The organism is Paraburkholderia sp. RL17-381-BIF-C (assembly GCF_046026435.1).
In the GTDB taxonomy this organism is placed as follows: domain Bacteria; phylum Pseudomonadota; class Gammaproteobacteria; order Burkholderiales; family Burkholderiaceae; genus Paraburkholderia.
On record NZ_JARESX010000015.1, the window covers coordinates 47,018 to 66,636 of the forward strand.

General features: G+C 64.7%; 14 protein-coding genes. 5 read left to right on the forward strand and 9 right to left on the reverse strand.

Annotated elements, in window-relative coordinates; all coding sequences use genetic code 11:
- Nucleotides 1-195: 195 nt before the first annotated feature.
- The 4 genes from P0D70_RS12215 to P0D70_RS12230 form a co-directional block, all read right to left on the reverse strand.
- Nucleotides 196-1,785 (reverse strand): NAD(P)H-hydrate dehydratase, encoded by a 1,590-nt coding sequence (locus tag P0D70_RS12215; protein WP_408184663.1) that lies wholly within the window; start codon nt 1,783-1,785, stop codon nt 196-198.
- Between the two features lie 159 nt (nt 1,786-1,944).
- On the reverse strand, nt 1,945-3,243 hold the full coding sequence (locus P0D70_RS12220; RefSeq protein ID WP_091800543.1) for an FAD-dependent oxidoreductase: 1,299 nt from the start codon (nt 3,241-3,243) through the stop codon (nt 1,945-1,947).
- A 266-nt stretch (nt 3,244-3,509) separates the two neighbouring features.
- On the reverse strand, nt 3,510-4,247 hold the full coding sequence (locus tag P0D70_RS12225; protein ID WP_408184664.1) for a M35 family metallo-endopeptidase: 738 nt from the start codon (nt 4,245-4,247) through the stop codon (nt 3,510-3,512).
- 107 nt (nt 4,248-4,354) lie between these two features.
- The gene (locus P0D70_RS12230; RefSeq protein ID WP_408184665.1) at nt 4,355-5,011 is read right to left on the reverse strand and encodes a hypothetical protein; all 657 of its coding nucleotides are present in this window, start codon (nt 5,009-5,011) and stop codon (nt 4,355-4,357) included.
- Nucleotides 5,012-5,323: 312 nt separating this feature from the next.
- Here P0D70_RS12230 and purL point away from each other — a divergent pair, with 312 nt between their 5' ends.
- From purL to P0D70_RS12245, 3 genes are all read left to right on the forward strand, one after another.
- Nucleotides 5,324-9,409 carry a phosphoribosylformylglycinamidine synthase gene (gene purL / locus P0D70_RS12235; RefSeq protein WP_408184666.1) on the forward strand — a complete coding sequence of 1,362 codons (4,086 nt, stop codon included), beginning with the start codon at nt 5,324-5,326 and terminating at the stop codon, nt 9,407-9,409.
- Between the two features lie 296 nt (nt 9,410-9,705).
- Nucleotides 9,706-9,993: a helix-turn-helix domain-containing protein gene (locus tag P0D70_RS12240; protein ID WP_408184667.1), complete on the forward strand. Its 288-nt coding sequence runs from the start codon at nt 9,706-9,708 to the stop codon at nt 9,991-9,993.
- Nucleotides 9,983-11,275 carry a HipA domain-containing protein gene (locus P0D70_RS12245; protein WP_408184668.1) on the forward strand — a complete coding sequence of 431 codons (1,293 nt, stop codon included), beginning with the start codon at nt 9,983-9,985 and terminating at the stop codon, nt 11,273-11,275. The genes P0D70_RS12240 and P0D70_RS12245 overlap by 11 nt, the downstream gene beginning before the upstream one ends.
- Before the next feature lie 153 nt (nt 11,276-11,428).
- On the opposite strand, the gene P0D70_RS12250 is transcribed toward P0D70_RS12245, so the two are convergent.
- The 5 genes from P0D70_RS12250 to P0D70_RS12270 all read right to left on the reverse strand — a co-directional run bounded on the left by P0D70_RS12250 (nt 11,429) and on the right by P0D70_RS12270 (nt 15,340).
- The gene (locus P0D70_RS12250) at nt 11,429-12,208 is read right to left on the reverse strand and encodes a peptidylprolyl isomerase (protein ID WP_408184669.1); all 780 of its coding nucleotides are present in this window, start codon (nt 12,206-12,208) and stop codon (nt 11,429-11,431) included.
- Between the two features lie 11 nt (nt 12,209-12,219).
- Complete coding sequence (locus P0D70_RS12255; protein ID WP_408184670.1) at nt 12,220-12,540, reverse strand: BolA family protein; 321 nt, start codon at nt 12,538-12,540, stop codon at nt 12,220-12,222.
- A 1-nt stretch (nt 12,541) separates the two neighbouring features.
- Nucleotides 12,542-13,072, reverse strand: a complete 531-nt coding sequence (locus P0D70_RS12260) for a septation protein A (RefSeq protein WP_091794362.1) — start codon at nt 13,070-13,072, stop codon at nt 12,542-12,544.
- Between the two features lie 159 nt (nt 13,073-13,231).
- Nucleotides 13,232-13,654, reverse strand: a complete 423-nt coding sequence (gene msrB / locus P0D70_RS12265; RefSeq protein ID WP_091794360.1) for a peptide-methionine (R)-S-oxide reductase MsrB — start codon at nt 13,652-13,654, stop codon at nt 13,232-13,234.
- Nucleotides 13,655-13,783: 129 nt separating this feature from the next.
- Nucleotides 13,784-15,340, reverse strand: a complete 1,557-nt coding sequence (locus P0D70_RS12270) for a protein adenylyltransferase SelO (RefSeq protein ID WP_408184671.1) — start codon at nt 15,338-15,340, stop codon at nt 13,784-13,786.
- Between the two features lie 199 nt (nt 15,341-15,539).
- Between P0D70_RS12270 and P0D70_RS12275 the strand changes: the two genes are divergently transcribed.
- Together P0D70_RS12275 and P0D70_RS12280 are read left to right on the forward strand one after the other, a co-directional pair.
- Nucleotides 15,540-17,228, forward strand: a complete 1,689-nt coding sequence (locus P0D70_RS12275) for a 3-(methylthio)propionyl-CoA ligase (RefSeq protein WP_408184672.1) — start codon at nt 15,540-15,542, stop codon at nt 17,226-17,228.
- A gap of 149 nt (nt 17,229-17,377) precedes the next feature.
- Nucleotides 17,378-19,462, forward strand: coding sequence for a 3-hydroxyacyl-CoA dehydrogenase NAD-binding domain-containing protein (locus tag P0D70_RS12280; RefSeq protein WP_408184673.1), 2,085 nt, complete (start codon nt 17,378-17,380; stop codon nt 19,460-19,462).
- The last annotated feature ends 157 nt before the right edge of the window (nt 19,463-19,619 follow it).

Below are 19,619 nucleotides of genomic sequence, written 5' to 3' on the forward strand. Positions count from 1 at the left end.
GCAACGATGCTGTTAGAGCGATGCCGCGCGCCCGGGTTCGCCGCGGGTGGCGGCGAAGCTTCGGCCGAAATTTCGGGGAAACTTCGCCGTTACCCGTGCTTGCTCCGACGCGCGGCGCAGTCAGTCAGTATAACGGCGTTGCGTGACGGGCGGCAGCGCTTTGGACGGTGCGCCCATAGGTTGGGACGAACGCTTTCAGGACTCCGCTGCCGGATAGAACAGACGGTTCAGCAAGGTGCGCACCATCGGCGCCAGTTCGCCCGCGGTCAGGCCCGCGGGACCGTGGCCTTGTGCGCTCAGCGTGTCGGCGGCGAGGCCGTGCAGATAGACGCCCGCAAGCGCCGCTTCGTAGCGCGGCAGATGTTGCGCGAGCAGCGCGCCGATGATGCCGCCGAGCACGTCGCCGGTGCCGCCCGTCGCGAGCGCGGCGTTGCCGGTCGGATTGATCGCGAGACGGCCGTCCGGTGCCGCGACGACCGTGCCGGTGCCTTTCAGGACCACGACGCTGGCAAAGCGTGCGGCAAGCGCGCGTGCCGCGGTGAGGCGGTCGCGCTGCACGCCCGGCGCGTCGGTGCCGAGCAGACGCGCGGCTTCGAGCGGGTGCGGCGTGAGGATGCACGGATCGCCCTGTACGCCGCGCGCGGTGACTTCGGCGGCGAGCGCGGGATCTTTCGCGATCAGGTTCAACGCGTCCGCGTCGAACAGCTTGGGCACGTCGAGGCGCAGCACGTCGTGCATGACCTGGGTGGCGCGGTCGCGATGACCCATGCCGCAGCCGACTGCGAGCGCGTCCATCTGATCGAGTGGTAGAGCGTCGATCGCATGCAGCATGAGTTCGGGGTGCGGCGGGTCGTAGGGCGGGGCGCCTTCGCCCAGAAGCGCGACGTGTACCTTGCCCGCGCCGCTGTAAAGCGCCGCGCGCGAAGCGAGAATCGGCGCGCCGCACATGCCGGTGTCGCCGCCGACCACGGCAAGGCTGCCGAAGCTGCCCTTGTTGGTTGCGAAATCACGCGGCGGCAAATAGGCGGAGAAGAGTTCGGGCGCGTTCAGTTGGACGGCCGTACGGCCGCTGGTGTCCACGCCGATCGGCGCGACGGTGACCGCGCCCGCGAGGTCGCGGCCTTGCGCGGTGAAGAGTCCCGGCTTGGCGCCGATGAAGGTGATCGTATGCGTGGCATGGACGGCGGCGCCGTCGCCATTGGCTACGACCGTGCCGGTGTCGCTGTCGAGTCCGCTCGGCACGTCGAGCGCCAGCACGCCGCCTTTGCGGGGGCGCGTTTTTGTTCGTTGCGAGAGGCGGCGCGCGACGTCCGCGAAGACACCTTCCAGCGGACGTGTCAGACCGATGCCGAACATGCCGTCCACGAGCCACGTATAGCTGTCGAGCGAGGCGGGCACTGTTGCGGTGATCGCGACGCCCGCCGCGCGCGCCGTATCGAGAGCCCAGCGGGCGTCGTCCGGTTTTACTTCGACCGGCATGCACAGTTTGACGGCAATGCCGGCTTCGTGCAGTTCCGTCGCGAGAATCAGCGCATCACCGCCGTTATTGCCCGGCCCCGCGATGAGCCACACCTTCTGTCTGGATTTGCCGATCGAGGTGTCGCGGGTGATCTGCTCCTGCAGGAAGCTCGCGGCGGATTTCCCGGCGCGCGACATCAGCGTGTGCTGCGGCAACGCTGTCGCCGCCTGGGATTCCGCGATTCGCAGATCAGTCAGCGTCAGTAGCGGCAATGCGCGGTTGTGCGGGCTGATGAGCGTTGGCGGCGTGTGGTCGGCATCTGTCATGGCGGGGCTCGGCGGTTCACCTGGAGCCAGGTGAGAAAGCTTGGGAATCGCTATGGTAGTGCCGATAGGCGCCCGGCGGGCGCCTCTTGCGGCGCGCTCATGCGCGCGCCCGCCTCACAGTCAGTGGAAGCGGCCCGCTCATGCGCGCGCCCACCTCGTTCAGTGGAAGCGGTCCGCGCGCAATGCGGCCAGCGTGTCCGCGGGAACGTCCGGCGTGCCGCCCGAAATCAGGTCGGCAACCAGTTTGCCGGCCCCGCAGGCGAGGCCCCAGCCCGCAGGGCCGTGACCGACATTGACGAAAAGGCGCGGATGCAGCGCATTGCCGATCACCGGCAAGCCGTCCGGCGACAGCAGTTTGGCGCCTTCCCACGGCAAGGCCGCGGAGATGCGCGCCGCGCCGGGAATCCAGTCGTGCGTGGCCTGGCCGAGCAGGGCCAGCGCTTCTTTCGTCACGGCTTCGCCCAGCGGCTTGTCGATCTGGCCGGCGCTTTGCAAAACCGCGCCGCCCGCGATTCGCAGGCGATGGTTCATCCGGCTGATCGCGATCCGCTTCACCGCGTCCACGATGGCGACGTGCGGCGCGCATTCCTCATGCGCGATCGGTGCGACCAGCGTGTGCAGCCGCAGCGGATGCAGCGGCAGCCGCAAGCCAAGGCGCTCGAGAAGAGGCAGGCTGCCGTGGCCCGCGGCCACGACCACGGCGTCGGCGTGGATGACATCCACTTCGCGCGAGCGGGATGCCGCGCCCGGCCGCGGCGCCAACTCGACCGCGGCGCGCTGGCCTTCGAGGCGGATCGAGGAGACTTCGCAGCCCAGCATGAACTGGACGTCGCCCTGGGTATCCAGCGTCTGTTTGATCAGTTTCGTGAACAGCGGGCAGTTGGCCGTGCGCTCCTGGTCGAACAGCACGCCGCCCGCGAATTCCGGCTCCGTGCGTACGGAATGCTCGAACGCGGCGCATTGCTCGGGTGTCAACTCGTGGTGCGGCACTTCGAAGAGCCGGAGCAGGCCGAGGGCCGGCCGCGTCTGTTGCCACTCCTGTTCAGAGCGCACCAGATAGAGCACGCCGCTTGCCTGTTCGAACTCGAGCCCGAAGCGCGCTTCCATGTCGGCCATGGTGTCGCGCGACAGCTCGATCAGCGGTCGCAGCAGTCCGAATTGATGGCCGAAGGCGTCGGGGTCCTGCAGTTCGGCGAGTTGTTTGACCAGCTGGCGCGCCGGTCCGTTGAAACCGGTTTTATTGACTACGCCGTTCTTGGCGTTTTGACGGCTCGCCATGAAGGTCGGGCCGAACCAGACGTCCAGCGGGGTGGGCAGGACGGTGCCGCCGTGTCCGTAGGTCGCGCCCTGCGCGACAGTGGCGTGGCGCTCGACGACGCATACCCGGTGGCCGGCCGCGCGCAGTTGATAAGCGGTGGCGACGCCCGCAATCCCGCCGCCAATGACGATGACATCCATGTTCTGATTCGATTTGCCGACGGGGCGCCGAAGCGGCGTATTCCCATTGAGCGTGACATGCGGCGCGCTGCCCGGCCTGCTCGGGCCGTCCGCGCCGATCTGATGAAAGGGCGAATGATAGCAGTCAAACCGGCCCGCCTGCCACGCGCGCGGCGCGGGCTCCGGCCGCGGCGGGCGGAACGGCGAGGGCCCTGGAGCGTACGGGACGCGTCGTCGTCCTTCGTGATCCGTCGCGGCCGCGGCGAGTGCCGGTGCTGCTCAGAGGCTCATGCCGTTGCCTGCGCGCGAATGAACATGCCGTAGTTTTCGGCGTTGTCGGTGGCTATGTCGCTGTTCCGTGCCGCGAGGCCGGCGACGGCGGCCGGGCCATACAGGTGATCCTTGGTGTTGCCGATGTACGGGAAATGGCTCAATTCATGGGCGATCGTCGCTTCTGGCGTATTGGCGCCAAACGCATGATCGAAGAAGTGCGGTTTGAGGTTGATCTGATGCGGCGAACTGGATTGCACGTGCGCCAGCTCCGAGTTGTCGTGCGCCGCGCCGAGGACGAAGGTGAACCGGTCGTGCGACATGGCGTGCTGCATGCGGGTGAAGACCTGTTCGACTTTCTGCACGTTCCGCTGAGTCGGGCTGCCGAACCAGCGCGCAAAGTTGCTGTCCGGATGACCGGATTCGAGCTTGTCGAGTGCGCTGTCGATCATGCGCTTCACGTGTTGATAGGCGCGGTTCACTATGCCGCCTTGCGCCGGCGTGAATTCGATCAGCGCCGGGGTCTGCGCGGAGCCGGGGGCGGGTTGATCGTAGTCGGTATTGCCGCTGTTGTTGTCGGGCGCCTGGATGTCGCCACTGTCGCCGCCTGTGGGCATGGAGGGCTGGCCGCCACTATCGCCGGTGGGCGCGGAGGGCTGGCCGCCGCCCCCAGGTGCCGACGGCTCGCTACCGCCGTCGCCATGACCCGGGAGTGGCGATGACGCCGGAGCGCCGCCGGCCACGGGTGGAGGCATCGGGCGTCCGTTGCGGCCCGCAGGTTCGGGCGTGAGACCCTCGGCGTCCATCGAAGGAGGTATGTTGTCGGGCTTTTCGTGCCAGGCGATGCGTTTGTGCTTGCCGTTTACGTCCCAGACGTCACGGATGTGGTTGCCGTTCGCGTCCCAAGTGTCGCGTATATGGTTGCCGCTCGAATCCCATTTGTCGCGAACAGTTTGCCGCTTTCGTTCGAACTCTCGCGGATGTGTTCGCCGTCTGCGTCCCAACTCTCGCGGATGTGTTCGCCGTTGACGTCCACGCTGTCGCGAGTGTGCTTGCCGTCCGAGTCCCATGTGTCGCGAATGCGGGCACCGTTGACGTCCACGCTGTCGCGAGTGTGCTTGCCATCCGAGTCCCACGTGTCGTGAATAGGGGCACCGTTGACGTCCACGCTGTCGCGGGTGTGCTTGCCATCCGCGTCCCACGTGTCGCGAACCGGATTGCCTTTGGCATCCTTGGTGTCCCGGACCCGCTCACCCGAACCGTCCAGCGTATACGGCACCGCTGTGCCGGCGATGCGCTCAAGCGGCTCAGCCCCGCCTCCAACCCTCAGTGCCCGGTCGTCCGTCTTGCCGTGTCGAGTCCAGTCCGGCGCATTGCCAACCGGCGCACGCAGCGTCTCGTCCGGCGCATGGATGCGAGGCGCCTGCCGCGTGGGCGCTGCGGCCATGCCCCGCGGCGGCTGCATCGAAGCCAGCGGATGCGAAGTCTGATGGGTACTGCCATAGCGGTTCACGTTCATGACATGCCTGTTCAAATGAGTTTGCGGTTCGCGCCGCGGGCGGGTTCGCGCATCACGCGGCCCCGCCGACGCGTCCGGGCGAATGAATTGCCCCACTTGCGCGTCGATTAAAGCATCGGCATGTCGACGGGATGTCGTATCGGAAGAACACATTCGCAAGCACGCGGCCGCCGGCCGCCCGGACACGCCGCGTGGCCGCCGGAAGCCCGTTCCCGGGGTATAATCTCGGACTTCCGTTCCGCCTCACGTCGCCTTCACGCGCGATTCATCGGCATCACTCATCGGCATCATTAGCGACGCAACGTCAAGTCCATGGCCCACTTCTCGTGTTTCCCCGGCGCTTCGGCCCTTTCCGATTTCCGTCAAACCCGCCTGCTCGAAACGCTTACGCGCATCGATCCGAACATCACCGGCGTGCGCGGGCAATATCTGCACTTCGTCAACGCCCAGACGCCGCTCTCCGCTGAAGACAACGCGAAGATCGAAGCGCTGATGCACTACGGCGATCCGCTCGAAGAAACCAAAGAGCGCGGCACGGCCGAGACCTTCCTCGTGGTGCCGCGTTTCGGCACGGTGTCGCCGTGGGCGAGCAAGGCAACGGATATCGCGCATCTGTGCGGCCTCACGCAGGTGCGCCGCATCGAGCGCGGCGTCGAGTACACGGTCACGCTGAAAAGCGGCCTGCTGGGCGGCAAGAAGGCGCTTTCCGACGAAGCCCGCGCGGCCGTCGCGGCAGCCTTGCACGACCGCATGACCGAGAGCGTGTCGCCGTCGCGCGACCACGCGCTGCACCTGTTCGACGAACTGCCGGCCAAGCCGCTGCAAACCGTCGACGTGCTCGGCCAGGGCCGCGGCGCGCTGGTGGCGGCGAACACGGAACTGGGCCTCGCGCTCGCCGAGGACGAAATCGACTATCTGGTGGACGCGTTCACGAAGCTCGGCCGAAACCCGACCGACGTCGAACTGATGATGTTCGCGCAGGCCAACAGCGAACACTGCCGCCACAAGATCTTCAACGCGGACTGGACCATCGACGGCGAAAAGCAGGACATCTCGCTGTTCAACATGATCCGCAATACCGAGAAGCTCAATCCGCAAGGCACGATCGTCGCCTACTCGGACAACTCGGCGATCATGGCGGGCGGCATGGCCGAGCGCTGGTTCCCGCGCACGCCCGCCGACCTCGGCGCGAGCGAACTGCCGGAGCACTATCGCCGCAGCACCGAACTCACGCACACCTTGATGAAGGTGGAGACGCACAACCACCCGACCGCGATCTCGCCGTTCCCGGGCGCCGCGACCGGCGCGGGCGGCGAAATCCGCGACGAAGGCGCGACCGGCCGCGGCGCGCGTCCGAAGGCGGGTCTGGCGGGCTTCACGGTGTCGAATCTGGAACTGCCGGACGGCGTCGAGACGTGGGAAAACGCGCGCGATGCCGCACAGCCGCTCGCGCACCGCAATCCGGACGACAAGCACGAAGCGTATGGCCGGCCCGACCGCATTGCTTCGCCGCTGCAGATCATGATCGACGGCCCGCTCGGCGGCGCCGCGTTCAACAACGAATTCGGCCGGCCCAACCTGGGCGGCTATTTCCGCGCTTACGAGCAGAATGTCGCGGGTCTGGTGCGCGGCTATCACAAGCCGATCATGATCGCCGGCGGCATCGGCAATATTTCGGACCAGCACACGCACAAGCACGATCTGCCGGAAGGCTCGCTGCTGATCCAGATCGGCGGTCCGGGCATGCGCATCGGCATGGGCGGCGGCGCGGCGAGTTCGATGGCGACCGGCACGAACACCGCTGAACTCGACTTCGACTCGGTCCAACGCGGCAACCCGGAAATCGAACGCCGCGCGCAGGAAGTCATCAATGCGTGCTGGCAGCTCGGCGAGAAGAACCCGATCCTGAGCATTCACGACGTCGGCGCGGGCGGTCTTTCGAACGCGTTCCCGGAAGTGGTCGACGGCGCCGGCAAGGGCGCGCGCTTCGATCTGCGCAAGATTCAACTGGAAGAGAGCGGCTTGTCGCCGCGCGAAATCTGGTCGAACGAGGCGCAAGAACGCTACGTGCTGGCCATCGCGCCGGCCGATCTGCCGGCCTTCGAAGCCATGTGCCAGCGCGAGCGCTGCCCGTTTGCCGTGATCGGCACGGCCACCGCCGAGCGTCAACTCAAGCTGATCGACTCCGAACTGAACGACGACGCGGCGCACCAACCGGTGGACATGCCGATGGAAGTGCTGCTCGGCAAGGCGCCGCGCATGCATCGCGACGTCAAACGCGTCGAGCAGCAGCTCGAGCCGGTGGACGTCACCGGCCTCGCGCTGTCGGAGGTGGCGACTAGCGTGCTGCGTCACCCCACGGTGGCGAGCAAGTCGTTCCTGATCACGATCGGCGACCGCTCGGTGGGCGGCACGACCGCGCGTGACCAGATGGTCGGCCCGTGGCAAGTCCCGGTGGCCGACGTCGCAATCACCACCATAGACTATGCGGGCTTCCGTGGTGAAGCCATGACCATGGCCGAGCGCACGCCGCTCGCCGTGATCGACGCGCCGGCGTCGGGCCGCATGGCGGTCGGCGAGGCGGTGACCAACATCGCGGCGGCGCCGATCGCGTCGCTCGACAAGCTCAAGCTGTCGGCAAACTGGATGGCCGCGTGCGGCGCAGCGGGCGAAGACGCCGCGTTGTACGACACGGTCAAGGCGATCGGCATGGAATTGTGCCCGGCGCTCGGCATCAGCATTCCGGTCGGTAAGGATTCGCTGTCCATGCGCACCAAGTGGGAAGACCGCGGCGTCGCGAAGGAAGTGGTCGCGCCGGTCTCGCTGATCATCTCGGCGTTCGCGCCGGTCGAAGACGTGCGCCGCCATCTCACGCCGCAACTGCGCCGCGCGAGCGACGTGGGCGAATCGGTGCTGATCGCGATCGACCTCGGCCGCGGCAAGCATCGCCTGGGCGGCAGTATTCTCGCCCAGGTCACGCAGCAGGTCGGTGACACGGTGCCGGACGTGGACGATCCGGAAGACCTGAAGCGTTTCTTCGCCGCGATCCAGGCCCTGAACCAGGACGGCAAGCTGCTCGCCTACCACGACCGTTCGGACGGCGGCCTGTGGGCGACGGTGTGCGAAATGGCGTTCGCGGGCCACGTCGGCGTGTCGTTGAACGTCGACATGCTGGTGCTCGATCCGACCCATGAATCCGATTACGGCGACGCCAAGGACTGGGCGAAGCAGACCAGCGGCCGCCGCGAAGACCGCACGATCCGCGCGCTGTTCACCGAGGAACTCGGCGCTGTCGTTCAGGTGCGCGCGACCGAGCGTGACGCGGTGTTGGGCGCACTGCGCGAACACGGCCTGTCGGCGTGCTCGCATGTGATCGGCAAGCTCAACGAGCGCGACACGATCGAAATTTATCGCGACGCCAAGAAGATTTACGAAGCGCCGCGTACCGAACTGCATCGCACGTGGAGCGAAGTGAGCTGGCGGATTTCGCGTCTGCGCGACAACCCGGCTTGCGCCGACGCCGAATACGAGGCGCTCGCCGACGCGGCCGATCCGGGCATCACGCCTGTGCTGAGCTTCGATCCGACGGAAGACGTCGCCGCGCCGTTCATCGGCAGGAGCGCGCGTCCGCGTGTGGCGATTCTGCGCGAGCAGGGCGTCAACTCGCACCTCGAAACGGCTTACGCATTCGACCGCGCCGGCTTCGACGCGCACGACGTGCACATGAGCGACCTGCTGACCGGCCGCGCCAATCTGGCGGATTTCGCCGGCGCGGTGGCGTGCGGCGGCTTCTCGTACGGCGACACGCTGGGCGCCGGTGAAGGCTGGGCGAAGGCGATCCGCTTCAACGCGCAACTGGCCGACATGTTCGCCGCGTTCTTCGGCCGCGAAGACACGTTCGCGCTCGGCATCTGCAACGGCTGCCAGATGATGAGCAGCCTCGCCTCGATGATTCCGGGCGCTGAAGCCTGGCCTAAGTTCACGCGCAACAAGTCGGAGAAATTCGAAGCGCGCTTCTCGCTGGTCGAAGTGCAGGCATCCCCGTCGATCTTCTTCAACGGCATGGAAGGCTCGCGCATTCCGGTGGCGATCGCGCACGGCGAAGGCTACGCGGACTTCTCGCAGCAAGGCGATGCGTCGAAGGTCGCGGTGGCGATGCGCTATGTCGATCACCGTGGTCAGGCGACCGAGCAGTATCCGTTCAACCCGAACGGTTCGCCGAACGGCATCACGTCGGTGACGACGCCGGACGGTCGCTTTACGGTGCTGATGCCGCACACGGAGCGCGTCCATCGCGCGGTGCAGATGAGCTGGCATCCGGAAGGCTGGGGCGAGGGCGGCACTGACGCGAGCCCGTGGATGCGCGTATTCCAGAACGCGCGCCGCTGGCTGGGTTGATGATGTGACGCGCCGCGGCGGCTGCGCCGCCGTGGCGCGAGCAAGCCGGTCAGGGCCCGCGCCGCCCGTTTTGCCGCAGTAGTGAGAAAGACGAGCGACACCCGCCGCGTATCCGCTCTGGTACGTGAAAGGCGTGCGCTCCACAATCTTCTGCTGTTCGTACCCGATCGGGTACGAAATCGACGCATAAACCGCTAATACGCCATTTCGTACCCGCTCGGGTACGAAATCAGGTCGACACCCTTGTGCCGTGGCATAATGTTCCCGAGCGGGTACGAACGTACAAAGGGGTGACAGTGCCGCAATCCGACGTTTTCATTGACGACATGACGGCGCTCGGCGATCTTGTCCGGGCATCGAGGCTCGCCCAAGGGCTGACACGCGACGACGTCGCCATTGCGACGGGTCTGTCTCCCAAGTTCATCACGCATATCGAGGCCGGTAAGCCCACAGCGCAGATCGGCAAGGTGCTGCATCTGCTCAGCGAACTGGGCATCAGGCTGCGCGCGCAAGTTTCCGTGGACATTCCCCCAGACTCGGCCACCAAGGCGCTTCATCGCAGGCGGACTACGCATGGCCGCTAGAACGCTCGTCGCCTATGCGAACGGCCTGCGCGTGGGCACCGTCAGCGATGACAACGGTATCTGGTCATTTACCTACGACAAGGACTGGCTGGGTCGTGAGGACGCGTTTGCGCTTTCACCCGCATTCCCGCTGAATGCCCAGCCTTTCATAGACGCCTCGAGCCAGCGTCCGGTGCAATGGTTCTTCGACAACCTGTTGCCGGAAGAGGAAATGCGCATTGCGCTCGCTCGCGAAGCCAAAGTCGATGCGAGCGATGCGTGGGGGCTGCTTGCCTATTACGGCCGTGAATCGGCCGGTGCCTTGACGCTGCTTGCAGAGGGTGAACAGGAGGCATCGAGCGGTCTGCAGCCTTTGTCATACGCGAATCTGGAGGCGCGCATCCAGGCCATGCCGCAGCATGCGCTTACCGCCACGGCACCTAAACGCATGTCCGCGGCGGGCGCCCAACAGAAGCTGCTTCTGACCTTGCGAGGCGACGCGCCGGATTACGCGCTCTTCGAGCCTGTGGGCAGTGAGCCGTCCATGCATCTGCTCAAGCCCGACATGCGAAGCACGGGCTATCCCCACTCGGCGATCAACGAATTTTTCTGCATGCGTCTTGCCCGCGCAATGGGTGTACGCGTACCGCCTACGCATTTCTTGCGCGTGCCTTCGGCCTGTTACGTGATCGATCGCTTTGACCGTGACACGACCAGCGAGCCGGCTCGGCGACTGCATACCGTCGACGCCATGCAGTTGTTGAACTACGACCGCAGCTTCAAATATCAGAACGCAACGGCGCAGGTACTGAGTGATGCCATCGAAAAAACGAGCACTCGGGCAATGGCGCGTCTCGACGTTTTCCGATGGGCGGTCTTCAACGTGCTGATTGGCAACGCCGACTCGCATCTGAAGAACCTCTCGTTCTTTGTCAGCCCTCGCGGCTACATGCTGGCTCCGTTTTACGATCTGGTGAGCACGGTCGTCTACCATACGCCGACCTACCAGCCGCAACAGCGTGACCGTTGGCCGCGCTGCGACCTGACCATGCCCGTGGGCGACGCCACGCAGTTCGCAGACATGTCCAGAAAGAACATGCTTGCATTCGGCGAGGCGCTTCGTCTTGCGCCAAAGGGCTCGGAAAAGTTGCTGGATGACATGCTCGTCACGCTCGACGCACGTGTGGCCGACACACGGCGCGCCGTCGACGAGATCGCGCGGCCGAATGCCGGCGAAGTCCGGCTGCTCGACTCGATCGTGGCGATGCCGCTTGCGGAGATGAGCGCAGCCTTGCGCAAGTAAGTGCGGCGGTTACGCCGGGACGGTCAATCCCAATCCCAAATGAAAAAGCGCTGTTCAGTCATTGACCGAACAGCGCCTTGCGCAGACTCGAATGCCGCTGTTCAGCAGAAGCGCTAATGCGAAGCGCCACGTTGATCCAGCGGCCAACTCCGCTTACTGAATCTTCGCGTTCTTACGCAGACCTTCTTCGAACGCTTGCAGTTTTTCCTGCTGGATCTGTTGCACGATCTGCGGGCGCACCTGTTCGAGCGGCGGAGGCGTAATGCTGCGCACGTCGTCGACACGGATGATGTGCCAGCCGAATTGCGTATGCACCGGCGTGTCGGTCATCTGGCCTTTCTGCAGATGCGTGGCCGCGTCCGCGAATTCAGGTACGTAGGCCTTCGGGTCCGACCAGTCCAGATCGCCGCCGTTCTTGCCCGATCCCGGATCCTTCGAGTATTGCTTGGCCAGGTCTTCGAAGCTCGCGCCGGCCTTGATCTTCGCGATCAGGTCTTTGGCCTGCTGTTCGTTGTCCACGAGAATGTGGTGCAGGTGATATTCCTTGCCGCCTGCGTCCTTGATCAGCGCGTTGTAGCGTGCGGTGACTTCGGCGTCGGTCGGCTGGTTGTTCTTCACGAAATCTTCGATCAGCGCGCGCAGCACGACGGTTTGCTGGGCGACTGCGATTTGCGCCTTGATGTCCGGACGGTTCGGCAGGCCACGGCGCAGCGCTTCCTGCATCAGGATCTCGCGGTTCACCAGCTCTTCGCGGACAGCCGTTTGCAGTTGCGGCGTATTTTGCTGGCCTTGATGGACCAGTTGATCGATCAGCGCATCGGCACGCGCTTTCGGAATCGGCGTGCCGTTCACGACGGCGATGTTCTGTGCGAATGCAGGTGGGGCCGCAAATGCAGCCAGCAATACCCAGAGGCGGGTTTTCTTCAAGGTCATCGAAAATTTTCCTAGCGGGGCAACAAAGCGAATTCTTCGGGCGTGTACGCCGTGATTGCAAGGGCGTGAATGCCGCGCTGCATGGCATCGGCCAGCGCATCATACACCATGCGATGCCGCGCCACGCGGGCCTTGCCGGCAAATGCGGCAGCCACGATCGTGACACTGAAATGACCGCCGGCCGACGCGCCAGCATGGCCTGCGTGCTGCGCACTGTCGTCGGTGATCTGGATGGAAGTGACCGGCGCGAGGGCGGCGACGAGGCGGGCCTCGATCAGCGCGGCGCGCTCGGCGGTGGTGGCGTGCATGAATACATCGGCGTTGCTCGTCATGTCATTCTTCCTTCATATACTTCGACAGCCACAAACTCTGTCCGACGATGAACACGACGAGGCAGCCGGTTGCGCCGAACAGCTTGAAATTGACCCACTGGTCGGTCGTGTAGTTGTACGCGACGAACAGATTGACGAGTCCGAGCAGCACGAAAAAGATCGCCCACACCACATTCAGCTTGCCCCAGATCGCATGCGGCAGCGTGATCTGCTTGCCCATCATCGCCTCGATCAGGTTCTTGTTGAAGGCCAGTTGCGAGACGATCAGCGCGACCGAGAAAGCCCAGTACAGCACGGTCGGCTTCCATTTGATGAACGTGTCGTTGTGCAGCACGAGCGTGGCGCCGCCGAACACGGTGACGACGCCGAGGCTCACCCACAGCATCGGGTCGACCTTACGGTGGCGGAAAGCCACCCATGCGATCTGCACCAGCGTGGCGACGATCGCCACTGCCGTCGCCGTGAAAATGCCCCAGATCTTGAAGGCGACGAAGAACAGGATGATCGGGAACAGATCGAACAGGAATTTCATTATCTGGTCGGGGAATCGGAGAGCGAATCGGAGAATAGGGACGCGGTGCGGAACGGGTCGACCGGATCGACCGGCTCGCAAGCCGGATGAGGGTGTCGCGGCCGGCTTGCGCGCGATCGAGCAGACGCCGGCCGGCAACGCGCCGGACTCCGCGCTGCGTTACTTGGGCTCGAATTGTAACGCAGCCGAATTGATGCAGTAGCGCAGGCCGGTCGGCGCAGGTCCGTCTTCGAATACATGGCCCAGATGCGCACCGCAGTTCTTGCATTGCACCTCGATGCGCAGCATGCCGTGCGAGCGGTCGGTTTTCTCGGCGATCACTTCGCCGTCGATCGGTTTGAAGTAGCTCGGCCAGCCGCAACCGGCGTCGAATTTGGTGTCCGATTCGAACAGAGGCGTGCCGCAACAGACGCAGTCATAGATGCCGCGGTCCCAGTGGTCGTGATAGCGGCCTGTGAACGGGCGCTCGGTGGCCGCGTGGCGCGTCACCTGATATTCGATGTCGGAGAGCTGCTTGCGCCATTCGGCGTCGTCTTTCTGCACGGCGGGGGCGTCGGTATTGAGTTCGTCGGGCTTGTTCATGGTCGGGTTCCTGTCTCGGGCTTGTTTTGGGGGAGGCTAGATGCTCAGGCGGATTCGGCTCGCTGCGTGTGTACACACAATCGGCTGCGATCGGCTGGAATCGCGCGAAATCAGCCGGTATGCGTCGCGTCACGACGAGCAGCTCACTTCCAGCGAACTCGCCCAGTCCGGCGGCAACCCGGCATACGCTTCATGCTCGGGCTGTTCGTCGAACGGACGGCGCAGCACGGCCGCCAGTCGTTCCACTTCGGAAAAATCCTTCTCTTTCGCGCGGCGGATTGCCGTTTCCGCCAGATGATTGCGAAGTACGAATTTGGGGTTCACACGGTTCATTGCAATGGCGCGGGCGGTGTCGTCGCGTGTTTCCTCGGACAGCCGCGCACGATAGTCGTTCACCCACGCGTCGAAGGCGGCGCGGTCGAGGAACAGGTCGCGCACCGCGGCGTCGCCGCTCGCGTCGTGCTTCGATACGCGCGCCAGATTGCGGAAGGTCAGCGTGAAATCCGCGCGATTGGCGTGCATCACTTCGAACAGGCGATTGGCGAGGGCGTCGTCGCCGGGACGCTCGGTTTCGAGGCCAAGTTTCGCGCGCATGCGCCGCTCCAGTGCCGGCGCGAAACGGTCCTTGAAGCCGCCGAGCACGCGCTGCGCGTCTTCGATCGCCTTGTCGCCGCGCACGCTTTCCTCATGCTTTTCGCCCAGCAGCGGCAACAGGCCTTGCGCGAGGCAGAAGAGGTTCCAGTAAGCGATCTGCGGCTGCATTCTGTACGCGTAACGGCCTTGTGAATCGGAGTGGTTGCAGATGTAGCCGGCGTCGAAGCCGTCCATGAAACCGAATGGGCCGTAGTCGATCGTGAGACCGAGGATCGACATGTTGTCGGTGTTCATCACGCCGTGGCAGAAGCCGACCGCCTGCCACTCGACCATCAGGTCGGCGGTCGAGATCACCGCTTCGTTCAGCAGCGCGAGATACGGATCGTCGGCTTCGCGGCAATGCGGATAGAAGCGTTCGATCACATGATCGGCGAGCGCACGCAGTGCATCGGTGCGATCGTTGGAATAGAAATGCTCGAAGTGGCCGAAGCGCACGAAGCTCGGCGCCACGCGCGTGACCACGGCGGCCGTTTCGACCGTCTCGCGCCGCACCGGCTGATCGGAGCCGATCACGCACAGCGCGCGCGTGGTCGGAATGCCGAGGTGGTGCATCGCTTCCGAACATAGATACTCGCGGATCGACGAACGCAACACCGCGCGGCCGTCGCCCATGCGCGAATAGGGCGTACGCCCCGCGCCTTTGAGCTGCAGCTCGAAGCGCCGGCCGTTATGTTCGACCTCGCCGAGGCCAAGCGCGCGGCCGTCGCCGAGCTGGCCCGCCCACACACCGAACTGGTGGCCTGAATACACCGATGCGTAAGGCAGCGCCTGCTCCGGCCATTCACGCGTGGCGTTGCCGGAGAACAGCTCGGCGAAGCCCGGATCGTTCTCGAGACCGGGCTCTAATCCGAGCAGCGCGGCGGTTTCAGCGGAGAACCCGACCACGTACGGCGCGCTGAGCGGCGCCGCGGGCAGACGCGTCATAAAGACGCTGCCGAGCCGTGCGAACGCGCTCTCGGGCACATTGGTGAGCGAGTCGGAAAGAGCCGACAAAGGCCCGGATAACCCTGCAATGCTTGGGGAAAACGACATGTTGAGCGCCTCTGGATTAACCGATATTGTAAGTCCGCGCCCGCGGAGCTGCTGGCCGGCCCTGTATCCCTGCCGCATCGAGCCTGCAGGAGCCGTTTGCCGCATTTCCTCTGCATTTTGCTGACGGCGCGTCGAGGCTGAGGCGCGCCCCCCGAGCTGCAAACCGATTGAAACAATCAAGCCGAGGAGACCACCCTTTATGACGACGCCGCTGCTTGGCCAGATGATGGACGTGCCGCTCACCGTGCCTTCGTTGCTCGCGCACGCCGCGCGGCATTTCGGCAGCACTGAAATCGTATCGCGGCGGATCGAAGGCGACCTGCATCGTTATACCTATCGTGATTGCGAAAAGCGCGCGAAGCAGCTCGCGCAGGCTTTGATCGCGCTCGGCGTCGAACCCGGCGAACGGGTCGCCACGCTCGCATGGAACGGCTACCGGCATCTGGAAGCGTATTACGGCACGACCGGCTTCGGCGCGGTCTGTCACACGATCAATCCGCGTCTCTTTCCCGATCAGATCGCGTACATCATCAATCATGCGGACGACGCCTACGTGCTGTTCGACACCACGTTCGCGCCGCTCGTCGATGTCCTCGCACCGCAGTGCCCGAGAGTGCGTGGCTGGATCGCGCTCGCGGACGAAGCGCATCGGCCCGCCATGCAGACCCCGGCGCTCAGTTACGAGACGCTCGTCACCGCGCAGGACGGCGATTACGAATGGCCGCCGCTCGACGAACGGCAAGCGTCGTACCTGTGCTATACGTCCGGCACCACCGGCAATCCGAAGGGCGCGCTGTATTCGCATCGCTCGACGGTGCTGCATGCGTTCGGCGCCTCCTTGCCCGACGCCATGAGTCTGTCCGCGCGCGACTGCGTGCTGCCCGTCGTGCCGATGTTCCATGTGAACGCGTGGGGCATTCCGCACTCGGCGCCGCTGACCGGCGCAAAGCTCGTGTTCCCCGGCAAGGATCTCGACGGCAAGTCACTGTACGAGTTGATGGAAAGCGAACGCGTCACGTATTCAGCCGGCGTGCCGACCGTGTGGCTCGGCCTGCTCAATTATCTGCGCGAGGCGAAGGTGCGCTTTTCGTCGCTCAATCGCACGGTGATCGGCGGCTCGGCGTGTCCGCCGGCCATGCTGCGCACGTTCGAAGACGACTACGGCGTGCAGGTAATCCACGCGTGGGGCATGACCGAAATGTCGCCGCTCGGCACGCTCGCGAAGCTGACGTGGGAACAAAGCCAGCGTCCGCTGGAAGAGCAGCGCAAATTGCTGGAGAAGCAGGGACATGTGCTCTATGGCGTCGATATGAAAATCGTCGGCGAAGACGGCCGCGATCTGCCGTGGGACGGCGTGGCGTTCGGCGATCTGCATGTGCGCGGGCCCTGGGTGATCGACCGGTATTTCCGCAAGGACGACTCGCCGCTCATCGACGGCTGGTTTTCGACCGGCGACGTCGCCACCATCGACCGCGACAGCTTTCTGCACATCACGGACCGCTCGAAAGACGTAATCAAGTCCGGCGGCGAATGGATCAGTTCGATCGACATCGAAAACGTCGCGATCGCGCATCCGGCCGTGGCCGAAGCGGCCTGTATTGCGTGCGCGCATCCGAAATGGACCGAGCGGCCGCTGCTGGTGGTCGTCAAGCGGCGTGGCTTCGACGTGACGCGCGAGGAGCTGATCGCCTTCTACGACGGCAAGGTCGCAAAATGGTGGATTCCCGACGACGTCGCCTTCGTCGACGAACTGCCGCACACGGCGACCGGCAAGCTGCAAAAACTCAAGCTGCGCGACATCTTCCGCGACCATGTTCTGCCGTCCGCGCTCGAAGACGAAAAGGACTGCCCGCTCACGCCGCTTGCCAGGGGAAACCCCGTCTCCTGACAAATTGAACGAGCGTGCTTTTTTGTGTATTCTGCCTGCTGACCCCGGAAAATCAGACAATGAGTCGGATCGATACTCCGACTCGATGAACCGGAAGGGCGGCGCGCCTGAGCGACGCCTTATTGCATGGATCGCATGGAGGCAGGCAGATGGCAGTGGACTACACAACCCATGACGGCGTGGCCGTCATCACGCTGAACAATCCTCCCGTCAACGGCCTCGGCCTGTCGACGCGAGCGGGCATCGTCGACGGGATCGAGCGCGCGCAGAACGATCCGGCCATCAAGGCGATCGTGCTGACTGGCGCGGGCAAAGCTTTCTCGGGCGGCGCCGACATCACCGAATTCAACACGCCGAAAGCGATGCAGGAGCCGACGCTCGCCACCGTCATCAAGACCGTGGAAGGCAGCGCGAAGCCGGTGGTCGCGGCAATTCACAGCGTCGCGATGGGCGGCGGGCTGGAACTGGCGCTCGGCGCGCATTACCGCATCGCCGCACCCGGTGCGCAGATCGCGCTGCCAGAAGTGAAGCTCGGCATTCTGCCGGGCGCGGGCGGCACGCAGCGTTTGCCGCGCGCCATCGGTCTCGAAGCCGCGCTCAACATGATCGTCTCCGGCGCGCCCGTCATGTCGGAGAAACTCGCCGATTCCGGGCTGTTCGATGAACTCGCGCAAGGCGATCTGGCCGAAGCCGCGCTCGCGTTCGCCCGCAAGGTGGGTGCGCAAGCCGGCCCGCATCCGAAGGTGCGCGAGCGCAAGATCGAGCATCCGAACGCCGCCGGCTTCATTCAGTTCGCGCGCAACAGCGTAGCGGCGGTCGCGAAGAATTTCCCCGCGCCGCAGAAATGTATCGACGCCGTGGAAGCAGGCGTGCAAAACGGCTTCGATAAGGGCCTCGCTTTCGAACGCGACTGCTTCATCGCACTCGTGCAGACGCCGGAAAGCCGCGCGTTGCGTCACGCGTTCTTCGGTGAACGCGCGGCGAGCAAGATTCCCGATGTGCCTTCCGATACGCCGGTGCGCGATATCAAGCAGGTGGCCGTGATCGGCGCCGGCACGATGGGTGGCGGCATCGCGATGAATTTCATCAACGCGGGCATTCCGGTCACGCTGCTGGAAACGAAGCAGGAAGCGCTGGACCGCGGCCTCGCCACGATCCGCAAGAACTACGAAGCGACCATCAAGAAGGGCAAGCTCAAGCCCGAAGCGCTCGACCAGCGCATGGCGCTGATCACGCCCACGCTTTCCTATGACGACCTGAAAAACGCCGACCTGATCGTCGAAGCCGTGTTCGAAGAACTCGGCGTGAAAGAGCAGGTATTCAAGCGTCTCGACGAAGTGGCGAAAGAAGGCGCGATCCTCGCCTCGAACACCTCGACGCTCGACGTCGACAAGATCGGCGCTTTTACGAAGCGTCCGCAGGACGTTGTCGGCATGCACTTCTTCAGCCCGGCCAACGTGATGAAGCTGCTCGAAGTGGTGCGCGGTAAGGAGACGGCGAAGGACGTGCTCGCCACCGTCATGAAACTCGCCAAGAGGATCCGGAAGACCGCGGTTGTCTCGGGCGTGTGCGACGGCTTTATCGGCAACCGGATGATCGAGCAGTACATCCGCCAGGCGCTCTTCATGCTCGAGGAAGGCGCGCTGCCCGCGCAGGTGGATCGCGCGATCGAGAAGTTCGGCTTCGCCATGGGTCCGTTCCGCATGAGCGACCTGGCGGGTAACGACATCGGCTGGGCGATCCGCAAACGCCGCTATCAGGAACAGCCTGAGATGCACTACTCGAAGATCGCCGACCGGCTCTGCGAGACCGGGCGCTTCGGTCAGAAGACGGGCGGCGGGTGGTACGACTACAAGGCGGGTGATCGCACCGCGTATCCGTCGAAAGTGGTCGACGAGATGATCGTTGCGTTTTCGAAGGAAGCCAATGCCGAGCGCCGCAAGATCAGCGACGAGGAAATCGTCGAGCGCCTCGTGTTCGCGCTCGTGAACGAAGGCGCGAAGATTCTCGAAGAGGGGATCGCGTCGAAGGCGTCGGACATCGATATGGTCTATCTGACCGGCTACGGCTTTCCGCTCTATCGCGGCGGCCCGATGCTATACGCGGACACGGTCGGCCTCTACAACGTCGAGCGCGCGATTCGCCGCTATGCCGCGCAGCCGAACGGCGATGCCTGGCAACTGGCGCCGGGCATCGCGGCACTGGCGGCCGAGGGACGCGGATTCAACGGCTGAATTACGGCGCGAGTGAAAAGACCGACGCGGCGCTGATCGGCGATGCGCCGGCCAGCGCCACGACCGACATTTGCAATTTGCAAATATCCACCAACTTGTATGGGACCAAAGCGCGCTGCGCGAGACCGGAGTAACGAGCTTCGCATGGGGCTGCATT

Coding starts and splice junctions, on each gene's coding strand:
- purL (WP_408184666.1), top strand. CDS start 5,324: ATGGCCCACTTCTCGTGTTTCCCCGGCGCTTCGGCCCTTTCCGATTTC.
- P0D70_RS12280 (WP_408184673.1), top strand. CDS start 17,378: ATGGCAGTGGACTACACAACCCATGACGGCGTGGCCGTCATCACGCTG.
- P0D70_RS12230 (WP_408184665.1), bottom strand. CDS start 5,011: ATGAACGTGAACCGCTATGGCAGTACCCATCAGACTTCGCATCCGCTG.
- P0D70_RS12215 (WP_408184663.1), bottom strand. CDS start 1,785: ATGACAGATGCCGACCACACGCCGCCAACGCTCATCAGCCCGCACAAC.
- P0D70_RS12250 (WP_408184669.1), bottom strand. CDS start 12,208: ATGACCTTGAAGAAAACCCGCCTCTGGGTATTGCTGGCTGCATTTGCG.
- P0D70_RS12260 (WP_091794362.1), bottom strand. CDS start 13,072: ATGAAATTCCTGTTCGATCTGTTCCCGATCATCCTGTTCTTCGTCGCC.
- P0D70_RS12220 (WP_091800543.1), bottom strand. CDS start 3,243: ATGGATGTCATCGTCATTGGCGGCGGGATTGCGGGCGTCGCCACCGCT.
- P0D70_RS12255 (WP_408184670.1), bottom strand. CDS start 12,540: ATGACGAGCAACGCCGATGTATTCATGCACGCCACCACCGCCGAGCGC.
- P0D70_RS12275 (WP_408184672.1), top strand. CDS start 15,540: ATGACGACGCCGCTGCTTGGCCAGATGATGGACGTGCCGCTCACCGTG.
- msrB (WP_091794360.1), bottom strand. CDS start 13,654: ATGAACAAGCCCGACGAACTCAATACCGACGCCCCCGCCGTGCAGAAA.
- P0D70_RS12270 (WP_408184671.1), bottom strand. CDS start 15,340: ATGTCGTTTTCCCCAAGCATTGCAGGGTTATCCGGGCCTTTGTCGGCT.
- P0D70_RS12245 (WP_408184668.1), top strand. CDS start 9,983: ATGGCCGCTAGAACGCTCGTCGCCTATGCGAACGGCCTGCGCGTGGGC.
- P0D70_RS12225 (WP_408184664.1), bottom strand. CDS start 4,247: ATGCCTCCACCCGTGGCCGGCGGCGCTCCGGCGTCATCGCCACTCCCG.